Raw genomic sequence first — 24,388 nt, 5'->3', positions numbered from 1 at the left:
GGTGGAGTTGGCGGCGGGGCATTTCCCGCAGGCCGATGAGGACAAGTTCGACATGTTGATGCATATCTTCGCTGATACGGCGGTGGAGTATGACGCGTTGGCGTCGGCGTTGGAGGGTGAGTCGACAGGGTTGGGGGCGAGCGGGTCGGCGGACTCGATTCGGAAGGCGGTGAAGTCGATGAGCGAGCAGGCGGCGCAGTTGCGGTCGGAGGCGGCGGCGTTGCGGAGTTTGTCGGAGGAGTGTCGGCAGGCGCGGGATTCGTTCCTCGAGGCGAAGGCCCAGGTGATTTTGTTGTTGCTGGAGTTTGTGGCCTCGGTGGTGGTGATGGGCGCGATTGTGGCGTTGCAGCCGGAGACGGCTCCGATGGTGATGGCGAAGGAAGCGGCGACCGAGACGGGGTTGCGGGCGGCGGCGCGGAAGTTGTTGGCGCGGTTGGGGGCGCGGGGTGTGGAGGGCGCGGTGGAGCGTCGGGGGTTGTTGGGTTGGTTGGCCACGCACGGCAAGGCGTTGGTGTGGGTGGGTATGCCGGTGTTCGGTGCGGCGCAGGGGGGTGTGACGACGTGGGCGGCGGAGAAGTACACCCAGGATCAGACGGGGGATCCGATGGTGGATGGAAAGAGTATTTGGGCGGCGGCGTTGGGTGGTGGTGTTGCAGGTCTGCTGGGGCATGGGATGGCCAAGCTGACCAGAGGCCCGATGGAGTCCCTGGACAAGTGGGCCGCGAACAAATACGAGTCGGCGGCGGCGCGGAAGGCGGTGGGTTTGGGGGCGGGTTTGGGGATTGCGGCGGTGACGGGTGGTGCGGGTGGTGCTGGGGCGGGGGCGGTGTCGGACTATGTGTTGTACGGGCATGTGAAGACGGCGGATGTCATTGGTGGGGCGGTCGCTGGCACGGGTATGGCGTTCGCCGGGTCGGCGGTGCACTTGATGCAGCGTTTGGGTAAGCCGTTGCCGGGCGTGGCGGCGGGTGGGCGGGAGACGGTTATTACCGCGCCGGTGGATTTGGGTGTGCCGCGTATCAGTGCCGGGTCGGATGTGCGTGCGCCGATGGCGGAGGAGATCGCGGCGTTGAAGGGGCGCGCGACGGTGAGCGGCGTGGCCGAGGAGACGGCTCCGTCGGAGGGTGAGTTGGCCGCGGCGGCCCGGGTCGCCGCGGACACTCCCGAGGGGGTGTTGACGCCGGTGACCGAGGAGCAGGTTGTCGCGGGGGCGACACCAGAGGTCAAGGTCGATGAGCGGGTCAAGGTCGCCGCCGAGCAGGTGCAGCCGGCCGAGCAGGTGAAAGCCGCGACTGCGGGCAAAGACGGGGAAGTTGTGCCTGGCTCGACCGCGGACGGCAAGAAGCCGGTCGAAGTGCCGGTCGTGCAGGCCCCGAAGGACTCCGGCAAGCCGCCACAGGTGCAAGCAGCCCTCGGTGACGGTCAGAAGGGCGCTGGTGGGGCTGCCGAAAACCGATTGGCGGCGGCGGTCGTGCTGCCGGACGGCGAACTCGTTCCCGGTCAGGGTGGACCGCGTGGGCCCGTCATCTCCGAACCGCGGCAGGCCGTGGGGGGGTCGGTCGCCGAGCAGAACAGTCACAGCACGGGCGGCGACAGCGGTCCCGGCACGAGCGGCCAGAACGGTCACGGCAACGGCAACGGCACCGGCCCGCACGGGGAGAACGGCTCGACGGGGTCGGTCGATGATCTGCCGCGAAAGGTAGTCCCTTCGGCGGGTCATGACAGGCCGGGCGGCGGTGGTCCCGCTGTGCCCGGGGAGCACGAGCTGATCGATCCGAATGAGGGGACGGTCAAGGGTGGGGATGGTGCGTCGGCGGATGCCGGAGTGGCGGACCCGTTGGGTGGTGCCGCCACGTTGGATGCGCAGCGGTTGTGTTACGCGTATGACGCCCTGGACAGTCGTATGGGGTCGATGTCGAATGAGCAGTTGCAGCGCATGTATCGCCGCGGCGGCGACGACGAGCGTGTGTTGGCGGTCATGGAGGTGGTACGGCGCGCGACCCGGACGGACAAAGAAACCGAGGGCCTAGTGATGACCTGGCAGCAGGTGATGGGGGCCAGACACTTGCAGCACGCGCCGGCGAACATGGATCCGGGTCAGGGTAAGACGGCGTTGTTCTTGGCGCACAATTTGTTGCAGGTGCCGGAGAGGGGGGCGGTGAAGTTCATCACATCCGCGCCGGATTTGGCCGATCGTGAATTCGAGTTGTACCGGCGGGCGGGGGCGGGTCTCGGTATCGATGTGTATCGGATGGACCCGGACAAGGCGTTGCCTCCGCCGGTGGAGGGGCGTGGGGCGATTTATGTCGGGACGATGGCGGATATCGCGCATGGCATCAATAGTGGTCATCTGGTGCCGGGTGACTATTTGTGTATTGATGAGATCGATGCGGTGGTGAAGTGGGATGAGGGTGTGTTCATCCGGGCCAAGGGTAGTGGGGAGCGCGCGCCGGATGAGGTGCAGGCGTATGTGGATTCGGTGCGGGATTTCTTCTACCATTCGGTGAAGACGGGGGCGTTGACCGAGGGGGATTTCGGTCGGGTACCGGATCGGTGGACGGGTCCGGCGCGGTTGCGGCCGGAGTCGGTGGGCAAGGCGCGGGCGTTGCTGGATCAGTGGTTCTCTCGCCCGGAGAACCGGGGGCTACAAAAGGCGGCGGAGCCGTTTTTGAAGGAGGCGATCCGGCAGGGCCGGTCGATGGACGCCGAGGACTTGCATCGATTGACGATGTCCGCGGCCGCGGAGTGGGACTACCGGGAGGAGGACGACTACCTGATTCATGATGAGAAGGTGCGGATCATCGCACAGTCGAATCATGCGGTGCAGTTCGACCCCGAAACCGCGATGGAGTCGCGGTGGAGTGGGGGTTTGGCGCAGGCGATCGAGGCCAAGCACCGACTGGTGATCCGCAGCGACGCGGACGTGATCGCGCAGACCACCACCGCCGAGGTGCTGGCCATGCACGAGACGGTCACCGGGGCGTCGGGCACCGCGGACGGTGCCAACGACGTGCTGCAGAAGAACGGGATGGCCAAGGCGTTCAAAATTGAGCGGACCTCGCTGTCGGAGCTGCATGTCGGCGACGACATAGTCTGTGTCAGCCGGGCCGCGAAACTCGATGCGATCGCGCGCGACGTCAAGGCCGCGATCGACGAGGGCCGCCCGATCCTGATCATTTGCGAACGCAACAGCGAGGTCGCGATCATCGCGGCGAAGCTGCGCCTGTTGGAGGTGGATCCCAAGGCGGTCACGGCGGTGGATGCGCGTACACAGTGTGAGAAGGGGGTGGAGTTCAAACAGTATTGGAAGGATGTGACCGCGGAGGCGGGTAAGCCGCGCGTGGCGGAGGCGGGTAAGCCGGACGTGGCGGGGAAGGGGAAGGTGTTGGTGGCGTCGCGGATCGCGGCGCGGGGCACGGATATCAAGATCGATGCGGAGGTGGAGGCCAAGCGCGGGTTGAAGGTGATGGTGACGGGTCGGTCGGCGTTGTCGGGTGATTTGGACAAGCAGGCTTATACCCGTGCAGGGCGGACGGGTCCGGTGCGGGTGGTGTTGGGGAATGGTGACGACCGGATCGAGTTCCGGTCCCAGCGCGGGGACGCGGTGTTCTACCTCTCGCCCGAGGATGATCTGTTCGCTCACAGCAACGACCCGCGTACCCGGCATGTCGTGTCCTACTACCGGGAAGCCGTCGGCGAGCACGCGGCGCACGCGACGACCGCGACCGAGGTGCGGCAGGTGCGAGCGGAACAGTTGATGCGGAACCTGGTGGCCCCGTTGCAAGCGGTGGCCACCCAATCCCGCGCCGTCACCCCGCCCCCGTCCGCGCCGACCGCGGTCACGTCCAACCCGAACAACCCGAACGCGCCTCCCACCGCCGCCCACCACAACCCGGGTGATGATTCGGGTGGTCCGCCGCCGGGTTCGCCGATCGTGTCCGACGCCGATCGGCGGCCGTCGACCCGGGACTCGAGCCCGCAGGGTCGGCTTGATGCGACTGTGGCGGTGGCGCAGTCGCGTGCGGTGATCGCCGAGAGGCTCGCGACCGCGTTGGGGGTGGCCCACAGCGAGGTCCGGCCCGAACTGGAGTTGCTGCTCGGCCGAACCGGCGACCCCGCCTGGGTGTTGCAGGCCGCGAACGTGATCGGACCGCCGCTGAGCGAACTGGTCGCGCTGGTCGAACAACACCGTGCCCTGCTCTCGCAGGCCCAGAACGCCGACATCATCGCGATGTACGAGCTACACGGCAAATGCGACCAGATGGCCGCGCAGATTCAAGCCGCCCGTCAAGCCGGCCTCCCGCTCGACCAGATCACCGGCGAGGCGACGCGCGCAGGGGACCCGCAGTCCGCCCCGTATGCGCACCTGGCGCGCGCCGACTATTACGCGTTGATGGGCGAGGCCCGCAGCGATGCGCTGTCGACCGTATCGGTCGCCGATCCGTCCGAGCAGGCGACGTGGGGACGGGCCGCCCAGGGCGTGCCTGCACGGATGGGCGCGGGTGCCGAGGGCTACGCCGCAGTCGCCGAAAGGCTGTGGGGCAGCCGCAATCCCACGGAGAAGCAGCGCCGCGACAACCACGGCCGCGGCATGACACTGCGAGTGAAATACCAGGACGGGGTGGACTCCGAGACTGGCGCGCATGTGGTGTTCGTGGTCAACCACCACGGGGAACTGCTGTGCATCGACCACAGCCGCCGAACCGTCGAACCGTTCCTGCCCGATGTGAACGTCGAGCACTACGACGGCATTGAATACCACCCCGAGGACACCCCCGACAGCACCCCCGACGAACCGCTGTCGGCTGCGATGGCTGCGCCGACCCCGGTTCCCCGCGCCACCGACAGCGTGTTGTCGGCGCCTCGGGGTGCGAGCCCGGTGTTGGTGAGTCATGACAACCGCACGGGGCAAGGCGATTCCGATCGACGGTCGGCGGGACCGGCCCCTGACTGGAACGCCCGTGTGCGCGCGGTTCTCGTTGCCGAGTGCCACGACGCGTTGGCCGCGGCGCAGGAAACGCGGGAGCATCGGCGTGACGTGCACTCTGCCGCTGAACGCCATTACCTCGAATTGGTGGCCGTGCTGCGGTGTTTCGACGAGGTGGTCGACGCGCCATCGGAATCCGGGCCGGTGCTGCCGCCGGGGCTGGACTCGCTGATTCTGGACTACGCCGACATCCTGTTCCGACGGCGAGCATCGCGCCACGGTCTGGGCCGCGCCTGCGAAGGATTGGTGGTTGTCGACGAGCTCCTCGCGGCGGAGCATCACCCGATCCTGGACGAGGTTGGCCACACGGAAGCCGGCTCCGCGGGGTCTGCTCGGCGCGCACGTCTGCTTGCGCTCGAGGAGTCGCTGCGGCTATACCGGCAAGTGGATGAGGTGGTGAAGACCACCGCGGGTGATGTCGCTCGCGAACTGCCTGCCGATCGCCGGGTCGAATCGGCGGGTGACCTGTCGGCGTTGATCCCCGTTCATCGCGCCGTCGCGACAACCTCAGGTGCGCCCGCAGGTGCCCGCTCGGGGAGGCCGAAGGCGACGATCTCGCGATTCGAAAGCCGCGAAGGGATCACGCCGGAGCGTTCGGCGTTCCTCGACCGGACCGAGGACACCTTGCGCTCCGGGGAACGTGCGACCCGAGTGGTGCATCGCACCCCGGAGTTCGTCATCGAGGAAGTGGAGTTCCACGACGGCACCCTCTACCGCGAGACGTATCTGGGTCCGGGGCCGGACACGGGTGAAGGATTGGCCCTGAGGTCATACCTGGCGACGCACGTGGACGAAGCGATCGGGGCGCCGGTTTTGCGTGCCTATCGTTCCGATGTCAACGTGCTCTATCGGGACTACCTGCCCATGGATCGTCGGGCGGACTCGACCCTTGGTTTCATGGTGCCGAGCAGCTACGTCGGCTCGCGTACGGGCATCCTGCGCGGCTTGGCCGACGCGGTGACCGACGTTGCCCGCAACCCCTGGGACTGGTACGTCGGTCCCGATGGTGAAGTGATCGGAGGTCCTGCTCGATCTGCGCGGCAGGGGGCCGACAATCCGTTCGCCGCGCGCTTCGTTGTTCGCGACCGCGAGGGCGGCGAGCGGTGGATCGATCACGACGTTCCCCGTCGGGAGATCGTCGCGGCCAGGCAGCGGCTCGGCCGGCTGCGACCTCTTTTCTACACCGCGAGTGAGCTGGACATATTCGATCACTGGATGCGGCGGCTCGAAAGAATCCAGCTGCACGCCGAGCACACGTCGGAAGAGGTGATGGACCGCACTGGCCTCACCAAGGAGGCGCAGCAGAAGGCCCGCCTCGTCGCCGAGCTGGAACTCGAGTTTGCGCACCTGACGTTCGAGGGCGTGGGCTTCGTCGATGCGCCGGTCGAGGCGATCCGTCAACTGACCACGGCCCTCCGTCGGATGCTGCGAGACTATCCGCCGACCAATATCCGCGTAATCCGGCTCAACTTCCTGGACGACGGAATCACCGGTACAGCGCGGTACCGGCGAGCGGAGGCCACCGAGCCGCCGTCGATGGGGCGCACGAGCAGCATCACGATCAACTTCGCCTACGCGGCGAAGCTGGGGTTGTACGCGACCGTCATGCACCACGATTACCTGGACGGGTACCAACCGCGCGGAACAGGGGAACCCGTTCACGACACCGTCGTCCACGACTACCCGCATGCGCTGGACCACGCGGCCGGGCTCCGCTACAGCAAGACCGTTGTCGGGGCGCTGCGACGGGCATGGCAGAAGTTGCACGACGCCGGCTTGGTTCACGAGAGCTTTCGAGCCTGGCTCGCGCGACTTCCGGTGTACGCGTTCACCGACGCGACGAAACGGCGACTCCAGCCGGAGGAAACGGTGGCGGTCGGATTCCAGGATTTCGTGTTCAACGGCGGTGTCGGCTCGCCGCAGTGGGTGATTCACGAGTACCTCAGGACAGGGGTGGAGCCGGATGTCCCCGCCGACCTGCCGGTGCGGCTCCCCCCGAATCCCGACCAGAAAGCTCAGGCCAAGGCTCTCCGTGTGCGCCTCGCCGAACAACTCGCGAACACCGAAGGGGCGTTGCGTTCAGCCGTCGGCCAAGACCGGCGACGCTTCGCCGAACGTCAAGCCCGCCTGCGGGCGGACCTCGACCGAATCGACACGCTGATCCGCGCCCGGGGCCGGGAGAAGCTCGTCAAGCAGGCGAGTCTCCTCGACGACGCCATCCGCCGACGTGTCGCGCACGCCGCGCTTCACGCGCACGCCGACGAGCAGGTCGACGCCGCGGGCACACCCCGCGTGGTGCTGGACGCGGCCGAGGAGATCGAGAAGATCGACGCGACGCTGACGCGCCGTCTGAATGATGGCGCCTACGCCGATTGGCGGTCAAACGATTTCGTGCGTACCACGCGTCGGCGGGCCGACGTGATGCTGCGCGAGTTCAACGAGGCGTGGCGCGATCTCGCACAGGCGGAGAACCCGGCAGCCGAGGCCGATCGGCTCGCCGACGGGCTTCGCGCGCGGCTTGCCGTGGTGCGGGCGCAGTTGGAGTTCGACCCCGTCACGGCCGAGGCGCGCTCCGAGCCCGGCGAAGGTGGTGAGCCGTTGGACGATCCGCTCGTCCAGGTGACGGAGGTTCTACCGGGGCAGACTCAGGTCGAAGCACCGGTCGCCCAGTCACACCAGCAGCGTGGCGAAGAAAGCCCTGTCACCGCTGAGGCAGGCACGAATGACAGCGCGGAGCATGACCGCGGCCCGGACAGCCATCCTTTTCGAGTTCTCGCCGATCCGGGGATGTCCGGCGACCGAGAGGTCGACTCGGGATACTGGGGCCACTACGGCGCGGCGGGTGTGCTGGTCCGGCATGTGGATGCGGCCGGTGTGGAGCGATTCCTGATCTGCCAGTCGAAACTCGGTTACTCCCAAGGCAACTGGCAGCTTCCAGGTGGGGCCCTGCATTCACTGGAAGAACCGGCCAACGGCGCCGCCCGCGAGATGACCGAAGAACTCGGCGCGAGTGCGGAGTACCTGAGCGGCCTGGCGCACGCGGGCACTCATGTGATCGCCGGGCCGCGTGACTGGAAGTACCACGCCATGGCTGCCGACGCTCCGCGGCAGTTCGACCCGGTGGTCGACGGCAAGGAAACGGTCGCGGCTCGCTGGGTAACCCCCGCCGAACTGCGCGCCATGGCCGCCAACAGGGAGTTGCATTCAGCCCTCGCCAGGAACGTCCACGCGGTGCTCGACCTGTTCGAGCCCACCGCGGTAAGCCAGACCGAACCAGATGATCCGACGATCATCGACCCGACGGTCGTCGACGATGAGGCCGCGCAGCCGGAACTACCGGAGCCGCGGTTGGCCCTCCGCCCAATTGATCAGGCGATGCTCGACGCGTACACACAGCTATACGAGCTCGGGAGCAAGGGCCCCGCGCCGGGCCTGAGCCCGGAAGCCGAGGCCGCCTGGAGAGCCGAACAAGGGCGGCTCAACGACGACTTCTTCGCCGCATACCCGCAGGCACTCGAGCCCAGCGTATCGGGCCCGCTGGTGCAGTACCGTGCCCTGCACGCGGAGATGCGGACATTGGCCGACGAACTCGGCCTAAGCGTCACCGAACTTCGTGCGCGCATGGACAGCGAGCTGTCCGATTTGGTCGACGGCAAGTCCCTGGCGGTCCGGATCTCCACGGAGGCACTGTTCGGCGTGCTCGCCGACGGCCGATTCAAGACCCAGTTCGAGACGGGCTTGGGCGGCGGCGCCAAAAGCCATGTGGCACAAATGGAGAACCGGTGGTTCGGCAACCCCGAGGACATGGATCCGCGGCTGCGGCCGGTGTACGGGTATGTGCAGGTCGGCGGCGAACGTCCGGCTGGGCTGTCCGACGCCAGTATCAAGCTGCCCGTCGACAGCGACACACTGTGCACCGAACGACTCGCGATGTACGGCCGGATCGACATCGTGCTCAAGGACCACGTTCGTGAACGGGCCACATTCTGCGTCGGCGATTCGCTCGTCTACTCCGGCAGCATGTTCGGCGGAAAAATGGCACGGACCATTCCTTCACCCATCCTCGACCCGCAACCGGACTCCTTCGGCGTTGCCGCCCTTTCCACTTCCACCCCGAGCGATCACCCGCTGCGCGGTATCGGACGGGACTACAACGGACAGTCCTTCCGGCAGCACCAGTTCGTCGAGTGCCAGATCCACGGCGGTGTCACCCTCGCCGACATCGACCACATCAACCTCCCCGAAGTCCCCGGACCGGAACTGCGCGCCGCGCTGGATCGCGCCGGTGTGGCGTGGCGAGTTCTCGACAGCCATGCCATCGCCCGCAGCGGCGACCCCGAGATCATCGCCGCAGAGCTGCGACGGCTCGAGGAAGACCTCGCCGTGGTCGAAGCGGTGATTGACTACACCCGAGCACTGCTCGAGATAACGACCCGGCGGGAGGGCGGGACACCATCCGCCAAGAGGACCCGCGAACGTCTGATCGAACGCGACAAGGTCGACCTGCGCAACGCCGAGCAAATGAAGATCCGGATCGTTGAGGAACTCGCGGCCTTCACTGCGGAGGATCTGGCATCGGTCAGTGTCCAGCACCAGGCGCCACAGACGCCGCCGAGCAGCACACACAACACTGCCCCTGGACAACAGCAGCCTCTTGGCGACATCGCCACCGTCGCAGATCTCGGCAGTCCGGAAACCACGTCGGTACAAACTGTCGCCCAGGGAGATTCGCTTCCCGGGCCGGATCATTCCACCGCGTCCGGATTGGCTGTCCCCGAGGCCACTGGGGAGAAGGCCGATGGGCGCGATGAGCAGCAGTCCCTCTTCGACCTCGGCCAGCCGCGCGACGTGTCCAATGACGGTGAAGAAGCGACAACTTCCGCGCGGACAGCCGCTGCCGTGCAAAGCGCTGATCAACTCGGATCGATGCGAACCGAGGACCGGACAACCGACCAGGAGTCCGCGCCGACAGATTTGGATCAGGTGCAGACCGAGACGGAAATCCCCAAGCGGACGGTGTCAGGCAACAGTGGCGGTATCAGCCCATTCCAAATAATAGATAACATTGGCGATCCTGGAGAGGGGCTAGTCGGAGGCTACGGGCCTGCTGGGTTATACGGAGCATCTGCCGTCATGCTGAGGTGTGTTGGCGCTGATGGTGTCCCGCGTTACTTTCTAGTGAAAATGGGGGAAGGCTACTCACAAGGAAATTGGCAGCTTCCTGGCGGGGGGAGAGGTTCGAATGAGACGCCCGCAAATGCTGCTGCTCGCGAACTTGCCGAGGAAGTCAGCGCATCACAGAACTATTTGGACCAGTTGACGCTGAGCGGTCAGCATGTGTTCACGCACCCTGACCACGATTGGACCTACATAACTTATACGGCGGACGCACCCTATCAGCTGGATCCAATAGTCGACAGATGGGAAACTGTCGATGCAGGGTGGTTTACCTATGAAGAGATGCTCCGCTTGGACCTGCACAGCTCGCTAGGGAGCAGCCTTCCCGAGATTATGAGGGCTCATCCACCAGTCGGGCTATCACCGGATGAATACCCAGACTTCACACAGTCGGCCGAGTTCATCGACCTGAATGTAAGCGTTGGCGAGCCCGAACCGACACTCGACCGTCTTTACCCGAAACCGTTCGAGGTACCCGATGCAGAATCTCAGGTGGAAACACCGATGCCCACCGGGCAATCGGAACTTATTTCATCGCCAATCGATTCAACAGGGGCTGTGCATGTCGAGCAGGCGGAGGTGCTCACCCACAAAGATGTCTTCTGGATCAGGGCCTATTCAGCCCTAGGGAATGATTTCAACGATCCGATTCGGAGTGATTGGGCCGACGAGCGGATACTTTCGGAGATAGAAGACATCAACACTGCACTCTCCAAGTTGCCAAATTATGAGGGACCAGTTGTACGCCTCACGAACCTTCCGCCTGAAATTCTAGATAAGTACAGGAAGGGAAACAAGGTAGTTGAAGCTGCCTTCACTTCAGCCACTCGCGATATTTCCAGGATACCTATTGGTGCCGCCGAAAAAGCAAACGTCGAGATGCGAATTATAAGTAAAACCGGAAAGGATATATCGAGAATATCCGACAAGCCGCGAGAGCTTGAGATTCTATTTCGCACGGGAACCGAATTCTTTGTCACAGAGCGCTACTACGACCCCATATCAAAACGCACTGTAATCGAGATGACCGAGCTCTCCACCGTCGGGCAGGCAGGCGGGCAGCAGGCCGCGCAGCCACATCCGTGGACAAAAGCGTCAGCCGACGAAACTAATCAGCACCCTGCCCACAGCAAGGAACAACACCCGCCGGTGGCGGTTGCACCGCAGGACGCGATGAGTGCCCGCGGAACCGGTGATGACGTTCCTCTCAGTGAACCAGCGCCCCCACACACCGAAGACGCAACCCCGAACGCGGAACAATCCGGACCGAGCAGTGAAACCGATTCGGCTGCAAAAGGTCCCGACTCCAGGACCGCCGTCCAGCGGGTCGAGGACTGCGCCATCCGAGTCGCCCGCATCGTACGAGCACTCGGCAACGATCACGCACCCGAACCCGACGAAAACGACCCCGCCTGGCACGCCGAGGACAACTGGCGCGCCGTCGAAACCGGCATCCTCGCCCAACTCACCGAACTCGACCACCAACCCACCACCACAACCGACGGCACCGACCCCCTCGCCACCATCGCCGAAAACATCCGCAACAAAAAAGACGGCGCCGACACCGCCGTCATCATCGTCGACGACGGCGCCAACGCCCACGGCTACGTCATCACCAACATCGACGGCAACGTCATTGTCTTCGACACCCTCATCGATGGCGAAGGCCCCCGCGTACGCAACTACGACGGAGACGAAAACGGCGACAACACATGGCAACCCACCTACCACCACATAGACCGAGCCTTCGTCGCCTACGTCACAAACGACAACGGAGCTCTCACCGCCCTCCACGAACCACTACCCGACAACGTCGACCGAGCACACCCACCACACAAGATCACCGGATCACCTGTCGACAGCCACAGCGACGAGCAATCACCCGATCCGAACGAGGCGGATGCGCGCCCGGCGTATCTCGGGACCGCGCTGCCCGTGGACAAGGGCTTCACCGACGAACAGCAGGACCTGGCCAACGAAGCCCTGCGCGCGGGTGGGTTCGCCGACGCGGACATGTTGCAGCGTCCCGCCGACCACCATTTCGCGGACTCCGCAAGCCGCCGCGCGACCGAGAACGCCGAGTGGTGGCACTCGCTGACCGACCCCGCCCGGCCTGGTGAGCTGAGCACCACGCAGCAGGCGCTGATCCAGGTCTATCCGCACCAGATCGGCAACGCCGACGGCATTCTCGCTGCGATCCGCGACCAATCGAACCGGCTGTCGATCAGCCGCGATCTGGCGGAGTTCATCGCCCGCAGGCCACCCGACAGGAAAATCCTCAACTGGTTCCGGACCGAGCTCACCGAGGCGGAGTCGAAGCAGTTCGGCAACCTGATCCATACCCGGAATCACCTGGCACAGTTGGACCGCCAAGCCAGGGAGATACCCGGCAGCCCGCCCGTGCACGTCCTGTCCTACGACTCGACCGCCTTCAACGGCAAGGGGAAGGTCGTAGTCGCCCTCGGCAACGTGGACACCGCGCAGACGGTGAACTGGCATGTGCCGGGTACCAATACGACGTCGGACTCGCTGGCCTACCAGTTCAAGCCGCTGCGCAACCTCTATGAGGAGACGCTGCGGGTAGATCCCTCGCGGGAGCTGGCATCGATCATCTGGATCGGATATGACGCACCGACCGGGCCCCTGAGCACCGGTTACCTGAAGGCCGCCTTCCGCGGCCGCGCGAGAACGGGCGGCAACCGGTTGCTGCGCGATATCGCGGCGCTCCACGCCACCAGACAGTTCGCCGGAACCGCCGACCCGGATCAGCTGATCAACCGGCTCTACGGGCACAGCTACGGCGCGGTCACCACCTGCTACGCGGGCAGGTTCGGCAGGCTGGCGGGTCTGGTCGCATCGATCACCGTCTCCGGCGCGCCTGGGACGGGCTCGGTGCGCAGTGCCGCGGAGTTCGGTATCGGCGCAGAGAACTTCTTCGTCGCTGCCTCGTGGCGTGATCTGGTGACCATGTTCGGTGCTGACCGGCCCGGCGCGTGGAGCCGCATCAGCCGGAGGCTCGGCCTCGGCATGGATCCTGCTTCCGAAGAGTTCGGCGGCAGACGAATCGGCGCCGAGTATCCGGACTCGCCGGACTTCGCCGGTGTCGAGGCCGTGCATCAGGGTTATCTGCATCGCGACCCGGCGACCGGACTACCCACCGAAACGCTGGCCAATGTCGCGCAGATCACCGCGGGCCGCGGCGACACCCTCGTCTCGGTGGATCGCCGTCAACCGGGCCGCAGGATCGGCTCGCCGCCCGTTGATTCCGAGCGCGGGCGATACGACGACGGCAGCCGCAAATCGTCGCCCCACCCCGCCTTCCGGGAGAAACAGCTGCCGGCCGCGCTGGCTTCGGTCATCGCCGGGCACCATCTCGATGCCGTGACCGACTTGCTTCTGGGCCAATACAATTCGCTCGGAGACGACCAGGCTCGGGCCGGGTTCCTCGCGAGCGTCGACAAGTTGTCGTCCGTGTGGCGGATGGTCGGCGACTACCGCAGCGATCCCTACACGATCGACCGGCTGCTGACTCTTCTCCCGGCCACGGAGCGTGACCTGGTGCGGCGATGGCTGGACGCCGTGTTGATGCCGCAACTCGCCGGCCACGATCGTCCGAGTGGTCCCGACGTCGAACCGCGGTTGCTGGAGGTGGCCGGGCGGATGGCCGAGCTGTCCGGGACCCTCCGGGCGACCGACGCCGACCCGGTCCTGACGGTGTGCGTGGCCCATGCCCTGTTCCCCGGTCTGGTCGACGGCCTTGTCGACCGGCTGCTCGAGCCAGGCGTCGCCGCCGATCTGCGACCGCATCTCACCGGAGATCCGAACGCACCGCCCATTACAGCGGAGGTGACCGACGCCGCGAGGGACGTGGCCGCTGCATTCGCGGCCGGACAGCCGCGATGGCAGCCGATGGTGTATCCGCGCGTGGCACGGGAGATGGCGCGCGACGCCGCGCGGGATCTCGGCGACGAGCGTGCGGGTGAGGTGGCGCTGCTGACGTCGGAGTTGGTCAACCATGTCATGTCGCACACCGATGGCGGCGGCGCGGTTGCCGTCCTCCCCGAGCCGGACGGCATATGGGTCGAAGTGGTCGCCGACGGCTCGTTGTGGACCGGCGACCCCCACGCGCGGGACGGAATGGAGCCTGACTGGGTTCCGCGGATGTTGCGCGAATACTGTGGTGACGAGAACTGGGGTATCAGCGTTCTCGACGGCACCGACGGGGGCTATACGGTCTGGTTCCGTATCGGACGGGATTCGGCCGCCTCCGCAGGCGCGCACGCGGAGGATCGGGTAGTGACGCCGTCGCGTGCCGAACTGCCGGATGTCTCCGCGGCCGTCCCGCTCGACCGGGCGCTCCAGATCGCGTACGCCAAGCGTCGTGCCCAGGGGATCGCGCGCGACATCTATCTCACCGACGCAATGCAGTCCTTGCCCGGCGAATTCGGCTCGCTTCGGCACCAAGTAACCGAGACAAAGGGACACTATCAGCGCGGAAGGACGAACGAGCCGCTCCAGTCGTACGAATTCGACAACGACGCCCCCACCGAGACGATGATGTTGGTCGCGTTGGAGGGACCAGTCGAAGACGCGAATTCCACGTACGGCGGTAGGGCGGAATGGCAACTGCACTGGTCGTATCCGGGCCGGACCGTCGCGACGTTCGGCGTCGATCTCGAGGAATGGGCGCAGGGCCAGGGATTCGGCAGCACCTATCTGCCGATGATGGAAGTGTATCTGAGCGACGGTGGCGTCGACGTCGTCTACGGGTACGCTTCCGTCAACCCGGGCCACGAGAACTCCCCGCGCGTCGGCCGGGTCACCTGGGCACAGGCCGATTTCCACTGGGATATACGCCCGTCCCACCTGCCGGCGACGGTGCGCAATATCCTCGCCCGCGTCGCCGAAATGTCCCCGCAGGTGTCGGACCGAGACCGGGTGGTGCTCGAGCGGATCGCGGCAGCGTTCCGCGGTCCGGTCTCCGGTTACTGGACGCCGAAGCAGATCGTGGAGTTGGAGGGTTTCGACGACCCGGACCTCGGTCGGCACTTCATGGAGGGCCTGGACTGGTGGTTCCAGCGCGAATACTCCCAGCGCACCCTGCCGTCGCACCCGCCGGACGAGAACGCCAGCCCGGGCGGCACACCCACCCCCGAGACCAACGAAGAGTGGGAGCGCGAGAACGCCTGCGCCGTCGCCCTGGCTCGGGCCGGGTACGACGTGGAGCAGAACCCCACCGCTCCCGGCGTGACCGACCCGTTCCGCATCGAGGGACGGTATCTCGCGTTCCACCTCGCCCAATCCGACGACCTGGTGGCGATTCGCGACGCACTGCGGCGGGTGATGTCCCAAGGGCGGTACGGCGGCGAACCTGTCACGAACACCCGCATCGTCGTAGACCTGTCCCGCACCGGAATCGACCCGGACGCGTTGCGGGACTTATTGGCCCGATGGCCTCTTCCCGAACTTCACGAGGTCATCGCCGTCCTGCCCGACGGCAGCATCGGGCACGTGTATCCGATGGCGCCCTCGGACTTCGACGCCCCCGCGGAGCTGACAGAGGAGGAAATTCGGGCGCTCAGTGACTACACCAACAAGCATTTCTTCCCGCTCATCAACACGACTCTGCGTGGTCAGCGCCTTCCGGACCGGCAGGTATTGGATCTGATTGCCCGTATCGACTCGGCGCTGCTGAAACTGCCCCCCCACGTAGGACTCGTCTATCGCCGGGTCGATCCGGCCGGCCCCTACGGCGAGGAGTTTTCCGATGAGGGCTACACGAGCACGACCCGCCGCCCGAGCAGTGCCGGAGACGGATGGGACACACATCGGTACGTGTCCCGAACGGGCCGCGACATCTCGCCGTACTCCGTCGCTCCCTCTCAATTGGAGGTGCTGTTCGGCCGCCGAGCCAAGTTCGACAAGATCGGCGAATACGTCGGCTGGGACGGCAAGAAATACGTCTGCGGGATCGAGGTTGGCAAGCGCCCCGACAAGATACTGCTGAGCCCCGAGGCGGCGAGCGTCATCCGCAAGGCACTCTTCGGTGGGGGCGATCCGGTAGCGCTGAATCCCTCCGCCGGAAGTACGCCTGCCGACGTCAGGGTGTGGCCCGCGCAGCCGGCTGCCGACAAACCGACGCCGACGACCGATCGGGCGGACGCGGCATCGGGCTCGGAGCTGACCGGTCGCGCCCTTTCACTGCTGCCGAACATCTTCGATGCTCCGCGCACGTTCGACGCGATCCGCGTCGCGTTGCCGGAGGGTCTGTCGTTCACCGACGCCATAGTGTTGTGGAAGGAATCGCATCGGCGAAACGGGTCCGATGTTCCCAACCTCTCACGCGAGAGCCTCGACGCTTTGGTCGACCGTGTGTGGCGCAACCGCCATGCCCTCCGGAGCCGGCTCGACTTGCACCGCCTCCAATATGGAATCGACCATGATCCCAGCGCGACCTGGCCGCGCCTGATGTGGATGCGGGACCGCGCAGTCGTGGTGACGCGGACGGATCAGCCGTCGGCAGTGGTGCCGTTCGGCAGCGTCGCGGATCTCGCGCCCGGCGGTGTGGAGTGTGTCGTCATTCCCCGTGCGAAGCGCAGGTCGTTGTCGTCATCGGCGGAGACGCCGAGGGCCGAGATTCCGAAGGCCAAGGTGCGGGTGTTCGTCCACGCCACCACGGCACACGCGCTCGATGCCGTCGGGCCATACCTCACAGATGTCGTGGTCGATCAGCGTGACCGGTTCCCGGGCGTACGGTATGTCGCCATGGCGGGACCGGCCATGGACGGTGCCGCGAACCTTGTCGTGGGGGTGGATGACCTCGAGGCCGCTGAGCGCGTTGCCGAGGAGTTGGGGCTATTCCTGTTCGAGCCTGGCGTGCCCGGCGGTACTCGGCCGATCGCGGACTGCATCAGCATCGTCGAAGTCGCTGCCGCCGATGAGGGCACGGTATACCCGGTCGTGACCGCGCAGGCGTTGTGGACAGCGCTCGAAGCGACCCTGAACGCTGGTGGCGACCTGGCCGCTTTCCGCGGGCAGGTCGACGCGCGGCTGGCAGAGTCAGGCATCGACCCCGTCGATCCGGCGCGGCGTCTGAAGAGGAAGCCACGCCGTACACCGTGGGCTCGGGGCTCGGCGAGCACCCAGCAGGCGTCGATATCGCCAGACGGCGGCACGTACAGTTCCATGCCGCAAAAGACGCCGTGGTCGACAGGGGACACTGCGCGGAAAACCGCGGAAGTGTGGGCGCATTTCGCGAACAATTCCGAGCACTGTGTGGTCGGTACAGCAGAACTTGTCGCGAACCTCACCGGAGACGAGAGCATCCGGGAGCGCGCGGTCCAGCGGATCGGCAAGGGAGCCTTGCGGGTTCGGGTAATGCAGCGAATCTTCGGCGCTGCGTTGCACCGAGGCGGCTGGGACTCGGTGAGTCGACGCGACGCGTCGAAGACGGAGCAGGAGCGGACGATCGAGGGGTGGATGGCCGAGCGTCCGGGGTCGATAGTCGCGCTGGTTTTGCAACGTCCGGGTCCGGTCGGGCGCAACGAGGTGGCGAATCACACGATGGCGTTGCACAACCGCAGCGAGAGGGTGGGTGAGCCTGATGTGTGGGTGTCGTTCCACACCGATACCGCGGAACGGCTTCGGGAATGGGAGCCGTTGACGGATTGCTTGCGGCGGCTTGGTGACGAGTACGGCCTGGATCTGGACGGCCTTGGCCCGTTCGTGGGTATGGCATTCATCGACGGCAAGCCTGATCAGCGGCTGGGTGACAGCGTTGCGGCCCGGCTGCACTCGTGGCGGGAAGGCCGCAGAGTCCGCGGCCTGATCGGCTCCGCCGGGGCGCTGGGATCGCCGGCGCCGGACAGCCCCGATCCAGGTGCGTCGGACGGCGTCGGCGATGACGAACTCGATCCGAGCGCGCAGCCCGGGCAGCCATCCGGTCAGGATGGGGATGACCGTACGCGTACCGAAAATGACCAGGCGCGTAGGGATTTGGCGACAGTAACGAGGGTAGATCCCCGAAAGTCGCATCCGGAGAATGTGTCGGAGGCACGCAGTGCCATTCGCGCGTTGCTGGCGGATTCGCCGGTCGAGGGGCATATCGCGGCGACCGAAGCGCTGGTCGAGGCACTGCTGTGGACATCGCACGGCCGTATAGAGGTGCGGTACACGGTTTCCGGGGAGACAGTCCGGGTGGAGGTAACCGAGAAGTTCACCGAAAGGTTCGAGGAGGGAGCCGGGTCACTTCTTCCGGTACGGGATAAGCCCGACAAGCCGTCGACAGAACCAGGTCGACTGACCAAGTTGTTCGACGAGCTCACGACAACATGGGGCTCCACGTTCAGCAATCTGGGCGAACACGCTCGGACCGGAAACCGGGGGACAAGGCAGAGGTGGTTCAAGCTCTCCGCAACTGAAGGACAGCATGATCCGCCGGGGGTGACGTCCGATCCCAACGAGGATATGACGTTCTCGCAGGGCGAGGTGAAACAGGGAGTCGGGATCTCTCGGCACACGATTCATCGGTTGCTGAGCAGTGTCGATTGGCCGGATTCGGTACCGCATGACGACACCGCGCCCTCGCTGGACAATATCGAGCTCTCGCTGACGGAGTTGGTCACCAACGTGCACGTGCACAAGGCGGGGAACGCGCATGTGCGGATTTGGCTGCACGGGGACGAAGTGCTGGTGGCGGTCCTCGACGACAGTCCGCTTTTCCCGGAGTGGAAGCCGCAGAGCAACTTCGGCACCCCTGAGCAGAGCCCGGCGGAGTTCGACCTCAAAAGCTACCTCGAAGCCACCGATTTGACCAAGGTGGACGAAACTGGGCGATCCGAGAATATGGGGGGGCGTGGTTACGGACTGCTGGACGCTCTAGCGCAGCGGTGGGGTGTGACCGTCGTCGCGGCACGCAAGATGGTGTGGTTCGTGGCCCGGAGGCCAGATCCGCCCGCCGGTGGCGAGAACAGTTCCGACACACCGGGCGCCGGATCGCCAGCTCCGCAGTCCGTTCGGGACCCGAGCGCGGACCAGGCATCGCAAGCTCGGGCGCAGACAGCGCCATCGGAGCCCGATGAGCCCCGGCACCCGACAACACAGCTCGACACCGCCGGTGCCGCTACCACACCGAAGTCCGCTCCGGCCAGCGCGCAATCCGATGCGCCGCAGACTGACCTGGAAAGATCCGAACAACTTCGGGGTCGGTACGGGCGGGAAATTCTCGACTATGTGCTCGGTCAGCTGGGGGGTATCCGTTCCTCGGACGTACAGTTACCGCAACCACTTGTTCTGTTCGCGCAGGCGGTCAATCGCGCTGTGTTCGAGAATGCCGACGCACAGCGCTGGGCGTTTGCCGAGGGCGAGAACGTCGGCGAGGCGCTGCGTCGCATGGCGCGGAATACCCTGGAGCGTCGCTTGAATGCGCTCAGCCCGGCCCAGCGCAACGTCATTACGGAGGCGATAGCCGCCGTGCGTGGCGACCGGGACATTGCGAACACGCTTCCGGCGGAGCCTGCGGATCCGAACCCTGAATCTGCGAGCCACGCTCTGACCAAGCGCGAGACCGAGGTGCTCGCCCTGGTTGCCGAAGGCAGGTCGAACCCTGAAATCGGCACAGCACTCGGCATATCGGCGAGCACGGTAATGACCCACCTCGTCAATATCCATCACAAGCTCGGAGTCAGCGGCCGAGCGGGCATGGCAGTAACAGCCGCGCGCGCGGACATCCTCCCCGAACAAGCCCCCACCGGCAGCCGAGCCTCGCTAACCGAACGCGAACGAGAAGTCCTCGCGCTGGTCGCCGAAGGCAAATCGAGCCCCGAAATCGGCACCTCACTCGGCATATCGGTGAACACCGTGGAGACCCACCTCGCCAGCGCCCACCGCAAACTCGGGGTCAGCGGCCGAGCGGGCATGGCAGTAACAGCGGTACGCGCAGACATCCTTCCCGAACAAACCCCCACTAGCACCCAAGCCTTGCTGACCGACCGCGAAAAAGAAGTCCTCGCGCTGGTCGCCGAAGGCAAATCGAATCCCGAAATCGGTGCCACACTGGGCATATCGCCGCGGACGGTGCAGGCATACCTTGCCCGCGTCCACAGCAAGCTCGGCATCGGTGGTCGAGCGAGGATGGCCGAGGCCGCAGCAAACGCAGGCCTGCTTCCCAATGACGATCTGTTGTCCGATCGCGAGGTCGAAGTGCTCGGCCTGGCAGCGAGCGGGAAGACGGACAATGCTATCGCGGAGACGCTGGGAATACCCGAAGCCAGCGCGAGTGATCATCTGACAAACGTCCTGCACAAGCTCGGCGCTCGTGATCGCGCGGTGCTGGTTGAAGCCACGTGGCACAGCGACAACGAGATTCCCCGCACCCCTGACGGAATCACCCGATTCCGTCAGCGGGCCGGACTCATCACAAACTTCCTCTCCGGCCTCGGGATCGCGAAATCCGCCCCGGTGCGACTGGCGCTGGCACAGCTGACCGAATCGGAATTGCAGCAGCTCCTTGCTCAGTTGGACGCCGCCCAGCGAACGCTCATCGAGGAGTCCACCCGGTCGGCGGCGGCGGATGGCACCCTTACCCTCGCTCAGCTCGACGCGGTCCGCACCTTGGGCGACCTCGTCGGCGCGCGACGGCAGCCGAGTCCCGGTGAACCGAGCAACCGCGAAATCGAGGTGCTCAGCCTGGTCGCGGAAGGCATGTCGAACACGGCGATCGGCAAGGCGCTCGAACTGTCGAATGCCACCGTGAAGGTCTTCCTTGCCCGCATCGGCGAGAAGCTCGGTATCACCGACCGGGCCGGCATGTCGGTGGCGGCAATACGTGCGGGCAAACTTCCACTCGCGGGAACACCCAGCCGCAGTGCGAACAAGTTGACCGATCGCGAGACCGAAATCCTCGGCATGGCCGCGGACGGCATGTCCAACAAAGAGATCGCTGTGGTGCTGGTGCTGTCGGAGCTGATCGTGAAGGACGCCTTGGCGCGTTCCAGCGGCAAGCTCGGCATCGGTACTCGCGCGGGCATGGCGGTTGCGGCGATACGCGCGGGCAAACTCTCCGGCGACGATCCCGCGGGCGCGGCCCGACCCGCTGGCGGAAGATTGACCGAGCGCGAGACCGAAATCCTCGGCCTGCGCGCCCAGGGCATGACGCACGCGGAAATCGCGGAGTCCCTGCAAATCGCGGCGACGACCGTCGGCACCCATATCGACCGCATGGTCCGCAAGCTCGGCTTCAGTACTCGGGGCGCGCTCGAGCTTGCGGCGCGCGACGGGACCATCGATCTGGAACCCGATGTCCGGGCCAACCAGACCGATCCGTCCCCCGCGCAGCCGTCGAGCACCACCGGCGCGTCCGAAAATGATTCCGGCACAAGGAGTTCTGGCACATCAGCTGCTCCCGCCGCCAGTGGCACGACACCTTCCGATAGCGCATCCCGTCCCGGCGGAGCCGTCGGCGGTCCGCCCGTCGGTCCGGAACTGCAGTTCTACAGCGACGTCGATCCCGCGGTCGATCACGGATTCTTCGACCGGCGCAGGGGCCAGGCGCCCTGGGTGCTCAACAACTTCGGTCCAGTCAATCCCGGCCGGGAGAAACCGAACAGTGAGCGAACTTCGGGCACAACGCCGGAGACCGCACCGAGCGCACAACAGAGTGACGGCTTATTTCACGGCGCAGAACCCTACGGTAGGCCCTCGCCCTATGCCACCCCGAGCAGCGCGGGAGATCGGAACCAGGAGATCCCCGCCGTCTGCGATCCTGCGGGCGGTGCGGTGCCTGGTGACCCGGCTGGCGCCGAAGAGGTGCTGGCCCTGTCGCCGGAGCATGAGGTCCGCCTGACTCCCTCTATGCGAGAACTCGAAGCGCGGGGGATGGACATAAAACAGGTTATTAACGACCTGCCGAAAATATATAATTTCCTCCAACGGTCGGAGTTCGATCCTCATGTCAACCACGATGCTGTTATCGTGCTCGGCAGCCCGGACATCGGCAGCGCGGCTGTCGCCGCAAATCTCGTTCACGAACATAAACTCGATATACCCGTGGTGTTTTCCGGCTATCGTGGCGAGGCCGCCATATTCCGATTGGCCGCGGAGAAGCTCGGACTGAACCCTGATCAAATCATCGAAGAACCGTTAGCCCAACGCACAGTAGAAAATGTAAACAGATCCATAGAACTGCTGAAAGAGCTCGGTTACGACCCCAGCAAGGTCATTCTTGTCTGCGCACCTCACCACAAGGCACGCGCAAAGGCCATAATTGCGAAGCAGCAGCCGGACGTCCAGCATGTCAGTGTGGTCTCTTCTCCCGTTTCCTGGGAGAACTACATCGAATACGGGTTACGACGTAATCCCTTCCGGAAACCCGACCCAGTCGAAGTCGTAGTGGCGATCCTGGTTGAAATAAAGGGGCTGCAGGAATTACCCCATAAGGGCGTCACGGTAGAAGTAGAAATACCGGACGAAGTATTGGCGGCGTATGACCGCTTGAGTCAGATATTCCAGCTACCGTTGCGGGCGTGGCTGGCTGACCTGATCGCTTACCACCATGCACGGGAGGCTATGAGGGCCGCGGTCGCTCGTCTGCGCGAGCTGGACCGTGCGCAGAACGACAACAGACATCCGGCGGACGACGGGCCCGGCCGAGAGGAACAGGCTGTGCGCGAGGCGGCGCAGTCGGTGATCGACCGCTGTCTCGAACTGGAGCGCAGAGTCGGCGAGTTCGCCGACCGGTTGGTGCCGGAGGGGCTTTCGCCGTCGCAACGCCAGCACTTGCTAGGCTTAGCCGCGGCGGTGGTGGAGTGGAATGCCGCGCGCGACGACATTGCCGAGGCAGCGGAGTCGGGGTCGCAGTCGCAGCAGGCGACGCAGCGCCAGCACGATGCCACCCGACAGGTTCACTCGGCCGCTCGGCAGCTCGCCGCCCATCCCAAGCTGCGCCCGCTCGCCGAGCTGAGCGGCCCGTGGGGGCCAGTCCCCCTTGCGGACAACGCCAACCCGGCAACCCCCGACGATCAACCGCCCGATCCGTCCCCCGCGCAGCCGTCGAGCACCACCGGCGCGTCCGAAAATGATTCCGGCACAAGGAGTTCTGGCACATCAGCTGCTCCCGCCGCCAGTGGCACGACACCTTCCGATAGCGCATCCCGTCCCGGCGGAGCCGTCGGCGGTCCGCCCGTCGGTCCGGAACTGCAGTTCTACAGCGACGTCGATCCCGCGGTCGATCACGGATTCTTCGACCGGCGCAGGGGCCAGGCGCCCTGGGTGCTCAACAACTTCGGTCCAGTCAATCCCGGCCGGGAGAAACCGAACAGTGAGCGAACTTCGGGCACAACGCCGGAGACCGCACCGAGCGCACAACAGAGTGACGGCTTATTTCACGGCGCAGAACCCTACGGTAGGCCCTCGCCCTATGCCACCCCGAGCAGCGTCGACCGCTTGCGGGCGCTGCGCGAGGTGGTCGCCGAGGAACATGCCACGGAACATGCCGATATGCTCGCCCTGCTGGATGAGCTGCTCTTCGTTGAGAACAACCCGAATGCGCCGATCCCCGCTGCCCGGCTCAGGTTGCTGCGGCATTTCGCCGACGCCGTGGACGACTGGCTTCGGACGGCCGGGCAGGCGCTTGCCGCGGAGGCGGAAATCCGACAGGTCCAACCCACCGCAGCCCAGCGGACCCGGATGGGAGCCGAGGCGGAGGACCGCTTCCATGAAGCTGTTCGTCGCCTTGCGGAGGCCGCGGCCAAGCTGAGTGCAGTACCAGCCGAAACGCGCGTGCGTGCCGACGGCACGGGTCTGTTGCAAGGCGTCGACCTCGATGTCCTGCATATGGTCTCGGAGCGGATCGCCGCGGAACTGGCCCCGGCCGCGGAAGCCATGGATGCCGCGGGTCCGAACAGCGCCGCGTTGGACGAAGCGTCGGTGCGATATCTAGGGCTGCGAGATAACTTCGCGGCGCTCAAGGCCCTGATCGCAGTCATGGAGCAACCGGGAACCCTGATCGGCCGGGACGAGCTGGCGGCACTGGTCGAGAACTTCCTCGCGACAGCATCGTGGATCGCGAACTGGATAAACATTCTCAACACCGACCGGACCGGGAGCACCCGCACCAGAGCCGAGCTGGACCAGCGGCTGGCGGATGCGCTGGAAGATTACCTGGCCGCCGACCTCAGAGTCCATGAGCTGGCCGCGGCTTTGGCAGCGTTCGGCCTACCGCGTCCT

The 24,388-nt window shown here is 65.6% G+C and carries 1 pseudogene; it reads left to right on the top strand.

The features are described from left to right. Window positions 1–52 precede the first annotated feature (52 nt). Window positions 53–22,468 (top strand): annotated as a pseudogene (locus ACV7NQ_RS21050) (LuxR C-terminal-related transcriptional regulator); the annotation flags it as partial. Between the last annotated feature and the right edge of the window lie 1,920 nt (window positions 22,469–24,388).

Source organism: Nocardia sp. Tas62D01, assembly GCF_055232035.1.
The sequence above is the reverse complement of the archived record's forward strand: the minus strand, read 5'-3'. Positions and strand labels throughout refer to the sequence as shown.